The organism is Flagellimonas crocea (assembly GCF_033441595.1).
GTDB classification, from domain to species: Bacteria; Bacteroidota; Bacteroidia; order Flavobacteriales; family Flavobacteriaceae; genus Flagellimonas; species Flagellimonas crocea.
Genome location: NZ_JAUZVX010000003.1, coordinates 684,911 through 699,194, shown reverse-complemented (window position 1 = coordinate 699,194; position 14,284 = coordinate 684,911). Strand labels below are relative to the sequence as shown.

Annotated in this window: 1 protein-coding gene; it reads left to right on the top strand. The window is 44.9% G+C overall.

The annotated features are described in order from the left end of the window. Complete coding sequence (locus tag SD449_RS12485; RefSeq protein ID WP_318311015.1) at positions 1-14,280, top strand: T9SS type B sorting domain-containing protein; 14,280 nt, start codon at positions 1-3, stop codon at positions 14,278-14,280. The last annotated feature ends 4 nt before the right edge of the window (positions 14,281-14,284 follow it).

The window sequence follows — 14,284 nt, the reverse complement described above, 5'->3', positions numbered from 1 at the left end:
ATGATAAGACTTTTACTTAAAACATTTGTATGTCTTCTTGGCTTCGGACTTTTCAGTTCGACCGTTATGGCACAGGTAGAAGTTCCTTTTACCCCAAGGCTTGACAACTCCTATATCAACATAAAAGGTGATTATACCTTTCTTGCCAATAGTATAATAAACAGGGTAGAAGGCAGCAATACCGCCAACGACCCCTACAATGGGAGCAACAACAATAATGGCTACCATAGGGACTACATCGATATTGATGGGGACCCTTCCACTTTTAGTTCCAGTAGCTCCACGCTTACTGTTCCCGACTGTTCTAGAATCTATTGGGCCGGACTTTACTGGTCCGCCAACTACCAACAAGAAGTACTCAACAACAGCCAGATATCGAGTTTACCCGCCAACGATACGCGACGACTGGATTTTACGCAGATCAAGTTTAAAGTACCAGGGGGCAATTATATAGATATTGTTGCGGACAATAACCCTGATCCCGTTGGTGATGAGGACGCCATTATTTATGACAACGTCAACTTTAAAGATTCACCATATACCTGTTTTAAGAACGTAACAAGCCATCTTCAGGCCCTTGCCGATCCAGATGGTGAATATACCGTTGCCAACGTTCGTGCCACAAGAGGTGTAAGTGTTGGAGGTGCCGGTGGTTGGACATTGGTAATTATATACGAAAACCCCACTTTAACTGGAAAATATATTTCTGTTTTTGATGGTTACGCCGGTGTTCAAGGTTCCAGTACGGCTGACATGAACATCTCTGGATTCAACACTATTCCTGTTGGTCCTGTAAGGGCCAGATTGGGAGCTAGTGTTGTGGAAGGTGACCGTAGTTTGACCGGGGATTCCTTCAGGATTGAAACACCAATGAACCCAGGGTTTACTAACCTATCCAATTCCGCCAACCCTGCAAACAACTTCTTCAATTCCAATATCACTATTGACGGTGCCGATGTGACTTCCAGAAACATTTATGCCACCAATACTTTGGGCTACGATGCGGATATTTTTGAGATCAATAACCCGAGCAACACGGTAATCGCCAATGGCGAGACCGATGCAACATTAAGATTGTCCACTTCTGGTGACTCCTTTGGAGCTTTCTTGGTCACGTTTGGGGTAGAAGTAATCGAACCCAACATGATCCTGGAAAAAACCGTAGAGGACATTGCAGGTAACGATATTACCGGAGCAGGGGTAAACCTCGGACAGTACCTGGACTATGTCCTATCCTTTCAAAACACGGGGAACGATAACGCCACCAACTATACCATAAGGGACGTCCTCCCTATAAACGTAACTTTGGACGAATCCTCGATCACAATGCCCGCTGGTGTAACGTATACGTACAATCCGTCAACACGCGAAGTAATATTCAATATACCTGATAACCTGGTGGAAGAAGGAGATCCCTTTTCCCAAATTAGAATGAGGGTTCAGGTAGCTCAAAACTGTTTCGATTTTGTTGATGCCTGTACCGATGTTATTCAAAACTTGGCGTATTCCACCTATCAAGGGGTAATAAACGATAACCAAATTACCGATGACCCCAGTGTTTACGACTTCGATGATTGTGGATTTGGAACGCCTGGGGCGACCAACTTTTTGTTGGACGACCTTAGCGCCTGTAATTTTACAAGAACCGTGCAACTGTGCGGCGAAAACGTATTATTGGATGCCGGAGACAATTTCGACAACTATGTATGGTATCGCGATGTGAACGGAAACAACCAAATCGACGTAGGTACCGATACCGTAATCACGGACAGCGACTCCGACAACGACCCAAGTACCATCTTGGTAAGCGATATCGGCACCTATATTGTGGACAAGCAAGTTGCCGACCCATGTAAGGACTTTCAAGAGATCATTGTAGTAGAATTGTTCGGTTCGGTACAGTCCAACCCCATTACAGCACTTATCAATGACACCTCCAATTCGATTGACGGAGACATAGAAATATGTCCAAACGACGGTAGTGAGCTACCAGAAATATTCTTGTGCGGCCTAAACGACTCCGAGTTGATCCAGATAAACATACCCGATGCACTAAGTATTGTTTGGGAACAGCTGGACGAAGCAAGTTGTACCGCTGCCACGGATGGTTGTGCCAATACCAACGCAGGCTGTACCTGGAACACCGTGGACACAGGAAACGACTTTTTGGCCTCAAACACAGGACAATATCGATTGGTGATCAATTACCAAAATGGTTGTTTTAGCAGGTTCTATTTCAATATTTATAAAAACCCGCTAGATCCACAGTACACTTCAAACGATATTATCTGTGATACCCCCGGAAACATTACGGTTACCAACGTACCGTTGACCTATGAGTTCCAATTGGTGAACCAAACTACAGGTGCTGTTTTGGTGCCCTATCAATCCAGCCCAAGCTTTGATATCACAAATAACGGAGCTTACGCAGTTGAAATGAGACAACAAGGGGTTACTGATGGATGTGTGTTCGTTTTGGACAACATTGGTATTTTGGACCGTGATTTTCAAGTGGATGTGGTTTCCCAAGACGTTTACAACTGTACAGGTCTTGGAGAAATTGCCATTTCGGTTTTAAATGTTGAAGCACAATATTATTACCAAATAGCCACAGGAGGAACCGTTGTGGATACCCATGGTCCGACCAACGACAACAACTATACCTTTGAAAACCTGAACGACGGAACTTACGATGTTACCGTTACCACTGATGATGGATGTTCGTACACCGAACAGATCATCATCCAAGATTTATTGGATTTAGACCTTGAAGCAAGGGTTTCACAGCATATTACCTGTAGAGAGGGTAATATACAAATGTCCTCCACAGGAGGTAAAACACCACACATATATGCTATTTGGTCCTTTGTGGATAGAAATGGGGTGACACAGATTTCATACCCTTCCGTACAGGACATTCCTCCTTCCGAGTTCCAGACCGAACAGATTTTTGATGTTGTAGGTGCTGCAGGAGCAGGTACATATACCTACGTGGTTATGGACAGGTTCAACTGCTACGCCTTTTCCAATCCAATTGATATCGAGTTCAGGCCAGCGGCCGAGTACAATGCAACCACGGTAACCGATGTTCTTTGCTACGGGGATGCCACAGGGTCCATTACATTCAACCTGGTTAATGATAATGGATACCAGCTTACCTACTACTTGTTCGATGCCACTGGCTTTGATGAGGACAACTATGATTTTGCCAATGCCATTGCAACAAATGCATCAGGAAACTTTACAGGATTGACCGATGGTGACTACGTTGTTGTCATCAACCAAAGAAAAGGAAGTGCATCTTGTGATTATTATGAATATCAAAGCATCTCTGCTCCATCTTTTGCCTTGGAGGCACAGGTCGAACTCACACAGGACTATACCTGTACACAGCCCGGAGAAGTACGGATTTTTGACGTTCAGGGCGGTACGGCACCATATCAGTATAGTGTTGATGGTGTGAACTTTGTTCCCGATTCCGGCACCTTGTTGGAAGAGTCCTTTACCAACCTAACTGACGGCACTTATACCTTGACCGTAAGGGATGACAACGGTTGTACCTTTTCGGATACCGTGACCATACTACCCTTGAACCCACCAACAGATATTTTGTTCTCCGCAACAAACCCGCTTTGTCCAACCTTTGTTTCTGATGTAACATTGACGGTAACAGGAGGAGAGCCCAACTTGATTTACGAACTTATATCACCTTCGGCGAGTGCCGTAAACAATGGGAACAACAACACCTTCACGGGTCTCGCTCCAGGAACTTACATGTTCCGGGTAACGGATAGCGACGGTTGTTTCTATGAAGAAAGCTATACCATTGCACCGGTAACTGAAATTTCTGTTACAGGACAACTGATAAGCAATATCTCTTGTTACAATGATCCCAGTCCAGATGGTGAAATATTGTTCTCCGTTGCCAATTTTAATACCGATTACAACTATACCGTAACCGGTCCGGCAAACTTCTCGGGAACGGCGCAAACCAGTGGTACCATTCCATTGTCCAATTTGGCAGAAGGAACTTATTCTATAACCGTTACTGATAATTATACGAACTGTACCGATACGGCGAGTGTCACCATAAATGCACCGCCCTCTGAAATTACAGCTCCCTTTACCGTAACACAGCCCACATGTTTGGCCGATGGTTCCGTAAATATTACGGCATCTGGTGGATGGGGAAGTTTTACCTATGAAATTACCGCAGGACCAGAAACCTTTGGTCCCCAACCCAATGGAACATTCACCGGTCTTGACCTTGGAGGCACTTACACCTTTGTGGTTACCGATGCCAATGGTTGTGAATTTACCAACACTTTCGATATTATTGAGGCCATTGCTCCAGAACTACAAATTGTACCGAACGATATCTGCTATGATGACGCAACAGGTTTGACCTTGACCGCAAATATTACTGCTGGGGGAGACGGAAATTATGAATACAGCCTAAATGGTGGTCCTTTTGTTACCAGCAATGTTTTCACAGGTTTGGGTCCTGGTACCCATACCATTTCCGTTAGGGATGGAAATGATTGTACCGATACGGAATCCATTACCATAGATCCCGAGCTAAGTGTTGTGGCCTCCGCGCCTAATATTACGGCCTGTGCAACAGATACTGATGTAACCATTACCGCCGCTGGTGGAGATGGAAACTACGTGTATGCCGTAGTGCCCAATGGAGCAACCCCAGCAGCAGGGGACTTCTCGACCACAAACCCAATAACTGTTACCAGTGCTGGCGACTATGATGTATATGTAAGGGACAATGGAGGAGCTGCCGATTATTGCGAGGCTACCTACGACATAACCATAACTCAAGATGACCCCTTGGTAATAGCTGTATCCAATACGGATATTCTTTGTAGTGGGGAATCGCAGGCAGAACTAACCATTAATGCTTCTGGTGGCGAAGCACCATATACGTATAGCATTAATAATGGTTCCAGCTATCAACCATCAAACACCTTTGTAAATCTTCCAGCAGGAAGTTACAATATCCGTGTTAGGGACGCCAACAATTGTGAAGTAACGGAAATTTATACCATTACGGAGCCTTTGACTCTTTCGGCATCTGCGGCAGTTACCGCTTTGGCAGAATGTTATCCAGGAATGGGTGCAGAGGTGCGAATTACCAATGCCATTGGGGGAACAGCACCATACGACTACAGTTTTGACGGTGGTTCCACATACGGAACCAGTTCCATAGGATATCTATTACCGGGTACACATACCTTATATATAAGGGATGCCAACCTTTGTACCTATCCAATGACGGTGACTATAGAACCTGAGCAGGAAGCCCCGACAGCAACCACCGCTATCGATTATGAATGTGATGGCGAAGGAACAATTACGGTTACTCCAAGCAGTACCGATTTTGACTATACTTATGAAATAGATGGCTCTCCCAATACGCCCAATACATCCAACATATTCAGTGATGTTGCCGTAGGAAGCCATACGATTACCGTTAATTATACAAGCAACATAACCCCTTCACCAAGTATTCTACTATCAGAAAACTTTGGAACAGGGCCGAATACCAGCATTTCAGAAATTGATCCAGCATATTGCTACGAACCTCAAGATGGAAGCACTAGTCTATGTGGTTTTGGCACGGACTCCCATATTCAAGATGGTGAGTACTCGGTAACAAACAATATTTCCAGCCCTTATCCAACTTGGCAAAGCCCCAATGACCACACAGGTGTGGCGGGAGGAAGATTCTTGGCCATTAATGTGGGAGGTGTAGCCGGTATAGGCGGTATTGTTTACCAAAAAACGGGCGTGGAAGTGATTGCCAATAGGGACATTACCGTGTCACTTTGGGCCTTCAACCTGCTAAGGACAGGAACCAGCGGGGGAGACCCTTCCATTGAAATACAATTGGTTGACAGTGCCGGAAACCTTATTGCCAGCACCACCACAGGAAGCATTCCAAAAAATAACGGGGCATCGGATTGGCAAGATTATAGCGTAACCCTAAACCCGGGGGCCAATACCAATTTGGATATCGTTATTAGAACCAATTCAAGCGTAGAAGATGGTAATGATATTGCCATCGATGACATAGAAGCCTATCAAATACCTGAAGTTTGTACAGAATCCTTGACGCTCAATGTAAACGTGGAGGACGGTCATGCTTTTGATGGCGCAGTTACCGCATTTACAAACCTTACGTGTAATGGCGCCGCTGATGGAACCATCACTTTTGAAGCTGAAAACTTTGATCCAGCTATCGGATTTACCTATCAAGTTGATGGTGGAGCAGTATCTGCCCCACAATTCGCAAGCCCAATTACCGTAACCGGTCTAACAGCCGGAGCGCACACCATCGAAATTGTGGACTTAAGGGACGCTGCTTGTTCCGTGGTCCTTAACCAAACATTGACCCAGCCTGATTTGGTTGATGTTTCTGCATCTGTTACCACGGAATTTACCTGTACCAACGGAGGAGCAACGATTACTGCTACTGCTACGGGAGGTACACCAACTTATCAGTATCAATTGGAAGATGATTTGGGCAATGTGCTTACAGCTTATCAATCATCCAATGTGTTTACAGGACTAACCGATGGAGACTATGTGATCAGGACGAGGGACACAAATCTATGTGAGGACACAACCACAATTACCGTTGATCCTTATAGAACGATTGCCTTCGACTTAACACCAACTGCATGTTATAGTGGAAACAATGACGGTAGTATCCAAGTAGATGTAACCGATGGTAATGGCAATTATCAATTTAGCTTAAATGGCGGAGCATGGATTACTCCTTCTCCATCTACGGCAACAACATATACCTTCAACAATTTGGTTGCAGGAACGTATACCGTGGACGTGCGTGATCAATATGGTTGTTCTGCGCAAGATACCGTTACCATCAATCCAGCATTGACAGCTTCTGCCTTCCTAGATAATGATTTAACCTGTTTGGCAGACGCCACTATCACCATAAATGCCAACGGTGGCTCGGGATCGTACACCTATGAATGGTCCAACGATGGTGGAACCTCTTACAATAGTACTGGATTTACAGGAAATGTATTCAATACCAACACTGATGGAACCTATGTGTTCCGGGTAACTGATGCTTCCGCACCAACTTGTAATGTCGTTACCAACAGTATAGTAATAACACCAGCGGTACAACCTGTTATCAGCAGTGTGACCCCAACAGACATTTTATGTAACGGAGAAATTACCGGCGCATTGGATGTTGTTATAGACACTTCCGTAGGAGTGCCTCCATATACCATTAACGTGGTGGAAACCATTAGTGGTACAGTTTATGGAACACAGACTACAGGTCTGCCTGCCGGTTCTTACGAAGTTACCGTAACTGATGACAAAGGTTGTGTTTCGGATCCTTTCCCTGTGATAATATCAGAGCCAGACCCGATTACATATACAACAACGGATGTGCCGATTACCTGTGATTCCAGTTCCGGGGTTACCAACCCAGGTTCCATCACAGTTTCTAATGTAACCGGTGGAACAGCGGAATATACCTACGTACTTACCGCAAACAATGGTATTGCACCACAAACTTATACAACTACTTCCGGGGCCAGAGACCATACATTTACGGTACTGGAATTCGGAATTTATCAAATAGATGTGGTGGACGCCAATGGTTGTTCTTCATATACCACAGAAATTATCGCATCACCACCAGATGATCTGGACATCGATGTGAGCACTACAACTGTTGATTGTGTTTCTGGAGGAACTGCAATTGTATCGGTGGATACCACTGTGGGAAGTGGAAACTATGAATTTGCCATTTTAGAAACCTATTCAGCACCCTATTCTAGTTCCTATCAGGCACCAGATGCAGGTGATCCATATACCGCTACATTTACAGGACTTACACCTGGTATCACCTATACCTTTGTAGTGTACGATCTTACCACCAACTGTTACTATTTTGAGGAAGCAGCGGCACCTATCAATACACCTTCATCCATGTCTGCCACCTTGGATGCCGTGAACAATGTAAGCTGTACGGGTTCCGCAGATGGTAATATCTCATTCACCTTCACTGGTTTCGATGCCGGGGCCACCGCAGTGGATTATGAAATTTTCAATAGACAATCGAATATTTCTACAGGATATAGCGGTACGGCTACCGTAAATTCACCTACCTCTGTAACTGTTAACAATTTTGCTACATTACCTCCCGGGGAATACTATCTATTGTTATCTGAAGTTGGCGGTCCAAATAACGGATGTTCCGTAAACGGTGGTGAGTTCACTATTCGTGAATCTGTCAACGCGTTGGATTTGGACGTAGCTAGTCCACAAAATGACAACTGTAACCCCAATGCCGGTGTGATTACTGCCACAGGTAGATACGGTACAGCGCCATATACCTACCAATATCTATTGAATACCGACCCTGCCCCAACTGCCACAAGTGCTGGTTGGACAAGCAGTGCCACTGCAAATGTAGAAGGCGGTGATTACATTGTTTATGTAAAGGACGCCTATGGATGTATTGTTCAAAAACCTATCACTGTTGACGAAGATCCTAGTCCCGAAATTTCCATTTCCATAGTGGACGAGTGTGTGGAAGAAGGACAGTTTCAAGCATTGGTGACTCTGGACAACCCCGCTTTGGCCATGTCCCCATTCCAAATAAGTATAAATGGATCTGCTTACCAGAACTTTACTTTTGATGGAAGCAACCAATATTTAATATCCGGTTTAAGCTCTGGTTCAGGACAAACAATAGCAGTGAGAGATGTAAACGGTTGTGCGGATACAGAAACATTCAACATTTCTCCACCACTCGAGTTTACAGTGACCCAAACAGTTGCTTTGGATTGTGAATCAGGTACAGATGCAAATGCAGAATTGCTGATTGAGGTCATTTCTGGTTCAGGAAACTATGAATATATGATCGATGGTCCTGGGGCAAATGACGTTGCTAGAACCACATTGACCTTGGATGGGTCTAACCAATTTACATGGACTGGCGCAGCTGCAGCGGGAAGCTATGATGTTATTGTGTTTGATATGGGTACAGCACCACCCAACTGTCCTAAAACAATCACAATTGATGTTCCCGATGCACCACTTCCAGATTTTACCGAAACACATGTGGATGTAAGCTGTTTTGGAGGTAGTGACGGAAGCATTACATTAACAGCGGTCGATAATGGTATTCTCCCATTGACCTATACCCTTATACCTATGCCGGCAGGGGCTGTTCTCAACGGAAATACATTTGAAAACCTTCCAGCGGGAACCTACGATGTTCGTGCACTTGGAACCAATAGCTGTCCTTTCGAAATTAATGGTATTGTCATCAATGAACCTGCTGCAATCGCAGTCGCTGCTCCCACAGTAGTTGAATTTGGATGTACCGCAGGTAACAATATGAACAATGCTACCATTACCGTGGACGCATCATCCATTACTGGAGGTAGCGGAAATTACGTTCGTTACGAATTCATCAATGACGCCGGTTCGGTAGTGGTTCAATCAGGAAGCAATCCTGTTTATACCTCCACCGATATCAACGGAGGAAACTATACCATCAACGTTTATGATGACAATGGTTGTTTGGGAACTACCACAGCTGCCATAACTCCTTTTGATAGTTTGGATTCGGCAACCGTAGCTGTTGATGCCGTGGCCACATGTGTCACTGGAGAAGATATCACTATTACAGCATTTGGTTCCATTACAGATTCCAATACCAATCCTACCAACTACGAGTTCAGGGAATTGCCATCCGGTACCTTCCAAGCATCTGGAGTTTTTACAGGTCTGTCCGTCGGTGTTCATAACTTTGAGGTGAGAAACACGGTCACAGGTTGTATCATAACAGTTTCCCATGAAGTTGCCGATCCAGAGGTGCTCGATCTGATCGTAGTGGACACAACCGATATTACTTGTTTTGGCTACACCGATGGAGCTGTAGAGCTCAACCTTGTGGATAGTTCCAACGTTACCTATGCAAGTCCTATTACCTACACGTTGTACCGTGATACCAACAACACACCAACGGATATATCCGACGATGTTCAAACTACAGGTTCCGATACCGATGGTAGTTTCAGCATCACAGGACTTGCCGCAGGAATTTATTACATTGAAGTAACCGATACCAACCCACCGGGTTCAGCCTGTATATACAGTGAATCCTTTACAATTGCAGGACCAGCAGCAGCCATTGCTGGAGCAATCGTAGTGAGTGATATTACCTGTTTGGGCAATGATGGTCGAATTCAAATTACCACTGTGACCGGTGGTTGGGGCGGATATTCCTACTATGTGGGAACCACAGCTCCAACGGCAGCAAGTGATTACGTTTCCAGTTCTGACTTTAGTGGACTTGGAGCAGGTACCTATGAAGCATGGGTAATGGATTCCAGCGGGTGTGAGCAACTTATCGATACAAGAACACTTGCTGATCCTGTACCGATTACCGCAAATATTCAGGTTAACGTTGAAAATTGTACCAACCTACAAGGAGAAATTGAAGTGATCAATACTGCGGGCGGTCAAGGAGGCAACTATACCTATCAATTGATCAGAAATGGTGTCAACGTTGGCTCCCCACAAACAGGTACAGTATTCTCCGGTCTTGGAGCAGGTTCTTACGAAGTACTAGTGGCGGATCAGTGGTCTTGTGCCGCTACCGTTGGACCTGTGGTGTTGACCGATGCCATGATAGCAACAACAACAGTTGATAAACCTATCGATTGTACTATGAACCCCGGTGGGGAAATTACAGTGAATGTATCCGGAGGATCTTCCAATCTTACATTTGATGTGGTCTACCCCGATGGAACAACCACCGATACCAATACTACCGGAATATTTACAGGGCTTATCCAACCTGGTGTTTACACCTTTACCGTTACGGATAATGATACAACAACACCCTGTATCTATGTGGTGACCCAAGAATTGGATGACAAGGTAGACCCAAGATTGTTGGATGCTACCATTCAAAATGTGAGTTGTTTTGGAGGAACTGATGGCAGCATCAGAGCAAACCTTGATCCTGCTACGGCAGTAAATCCGACTTACAGATATGAACTGATAGGAATTAGCCCTGGTGCTCCGAGCAGACCTCTCCAGTTTAGTCCATTGTTCAATAATCTACCTGAAGGAGACTACGAAGTTAGAGTAGTTTCTTCAAGAGGTTGTGAGGATGTTAAGCCGGAAAGGGTGACTCAACCTTCTGTTTTGGATGCCACGGCTACAGCGACAGACTTTGTTTGTAGCCCAAGTAATTCCATAGATGTATCTACCATTACCGTAACACCAACCGGTGGTACTCCTTTTACAGGTGCAAGCCCTTACTACCTCTATAGTTTTAACGGAAACGGATTTACTTCAACCGCTACGTTCACCGTGGTGGACAACGGAACCGCACAGACTATCAACTACGTGGTCAGGGATGCGAATGGTTGTGAATTCCCGGATAGTATTACAGTACAACCGTTGAACACCTTTACATTAGGAGTGAATCCGGATATTGCCATTACCTGTAACAACCCAGAAACGGTTACGTTGACGGTAACAGAAAACTTTGGAAGCGATACCTATACATTTGAGTTGTTGCCATCTGGAAATCCTTATGGATCTATGACGGCTTCAACGTCCACTGCGGCGACCTTTGATTTGACCCAGCCTGGAACCTATACGTTCAGGGCCACCAATGATACCACAGGCTGTTTTGTGGAAACAACACATATCATAGTTCCATACGATACCATCGAAGTGGACGCTGTAGCTACCGCTGCTGCCATGTGCTTTGATGATGCCGGTGAATTGACTATTACCGTTTCGGGATACAATGGTCCGTTTGATTACAGTATCTACAGGTCAGGTGGTACCCTTATTGTTTCAGGAAACGAAAATACCTCAACAGGTCCATTCCCAGTAACGCACCCTGATTTAACCGGAGGTAACTATTACGTGGAAGTGACCGCTGCAGGTACTCCGTATTGTGGTGATACATCAGGTAGTGTAACCATTGTTTCTCCAAGCTCTCGTTTGGATTATACGCCACAAGAAGTGGCAAATGTAACCTGTACCAATGATCAAGGTGAGATTCTTATCGCACCGACCGGAGGTTATGCTCCATATAACATTGTACTGACCAATACGACTACATCTCAGGTATATACCATGAACGATGTACAGAGCCATGTCTTCACAGGATTATCTGCTGGAGTTTATACAGTAAGGGTTACCGATAATGGTGGCTGTTTTGAAGACAGGGGGTTGACCTTGGAAGAACCGGACCCAATTACCGCGGACATCAATGCTGCTCCAATTGACATGTTGTGCTATGGAGATGAAAGCGCAGTTGTTTGGGCAGAGAATGTGGCTGGAGGAAATGGTTCGTATAGTTATCAATTGAACTACTATAATGCAGCCGGAACAGCAATTGTGTTTACCACAGGAGAGCAAATTAGCAACACCTTTAGCAATCTTGGTGCCGGTATTTATAGCATTACGGTTTCCGATAGCTGGAGCTGTAGTGTGGAAACTCCTAGAGTAACCATTACAGAACCAACTGAAGTAGAGGCCAACCTTGTACAGCTTAGTGCCATGACCTGTATTGATGATGCACAGATCATGCTGAGCGCAACAGGTGGAACAGCTCCTTACTATTTCAGTGCCGATGGAACCACCTTTACCGCAATGAGCGGTGGAAACACCCATACTTTTGATGTAGGTCCTGGACCATATCAATACTATGTTCGTGATGCCAATGGTTGTGAAGCGACCATATCCAACCAAGTAACAGTTGACGAGGTTCCAGAATTGATGTTGGCTATCGATGAATCAGCAGCCTTCATCAACTGTACCGGAGAAGCCTCTGCTACCATTATTGCAAGAGCAACGGGCGGTTTGGGCAACTATCAATACGAACTGTTCAGCGATGCTGCTTTGACCAATTTAATTAGTGGTCCTCGAAGCAACGGAACCTTCAATGGACTTATGGCCGGTGAATATTACATCAGGGTTACCAGTGAAGATTGCGTTGAGGTATCACCGGTAATCAGAATCGTGGATCCTGAACCTTTACAGGAAGAAATAGCGGAATCCACCAATATCACCTGTGCCGGAATGGAAGATGGAACCATAACCGTGGAAGTTTCCGGTGGAACTGGAGAAATCCTATATGCTATTTCACCGAATTTGGACCAGTTCGATACCGTAAATACCTTTACCGATTTGGCACCCGGCATCTATGATGTTATCGCACAAGATGTGAACGGATGTTTCATGACCTTCCAGTTTGAGATTACACAACCAGAACCTTTAGTGGCCGAGGCCGTGAACATTATGGACGAGGTTTGTTTTGAAAGTGGTGATGGTTCCGTTGAAATTCAAGTTTCTGGAGGAACAGCGCCTTACGAGACCAGTCTCAATACCAGAGCAGATGAAAACTTTGTTCAAGATCAGTTCTTGTTCCAAGATTTGACTGCAGGAACCCACGTAATATTTGTAAGGGACGCACAAGGATGTGAAACCAACGTAATAGTGGAAATAGAGCCCGGTGTAAATCTGGCCGCCACCGTAACACCAATCTATGAGTGTACTGGAAACATTCCCGATAATTACTTGGAAATCATATTGGAAGACGAAACCATTGCAGGTGATTTACTGTACGCTTTGGATTCCACAGATCCAGCCGACATGCAATTGACTTCGGACTTTACCAATATGACACCGGGTGAACATTACCTCACCATTGCACATGCCAACGGATGTATGACGACCTATGACTTCACTATTGAAGCATACGAACCGCTTACATTGACATTGGAAAATAACACCATTAACCAAATTACTGCAATTGCAGAAGGTGGTGTGGAAGATTATACCTTCTACTTTAATGGGTACGACAATGGAACCGACAATACGTTCTTCATCAACAGAACCGATACCTATACCGTAACCGTGGTCGATCAGAACGGTTGTGAGGCCACTGCGGAGATTTTTATGGAGTTCATCGATATCGAATTCCCGAACTTCTTCACCCCAGATGGCGACGGTCTCAACGATATATGGATACCTGACAACATTGAGGGCTTCCCGGACGTACTAATTAAGATTTATGATCGTTATGGTAGAGTAGTGGAAGAGATGACCCGCAACGTACAAGGTTGGGATGGCAATTACGATGGAAAACCGTTGCCGACCGGAGATTACTGGTACGTAGTTCGCTTAAAAGGTGAACTGGACAACAGGGAGTTTGTAGGTCACTTTACCCTTTATCGACAATAACGCT

Coding starts and splice junctions, on each gene's coding strand:
- SD449_RS12485 (WP_318311015.1), top strand. CDS start 1: ATGATAAGACTTTTACTTAAAACATTTGTATGTCTTCTTGGCTTCGGA.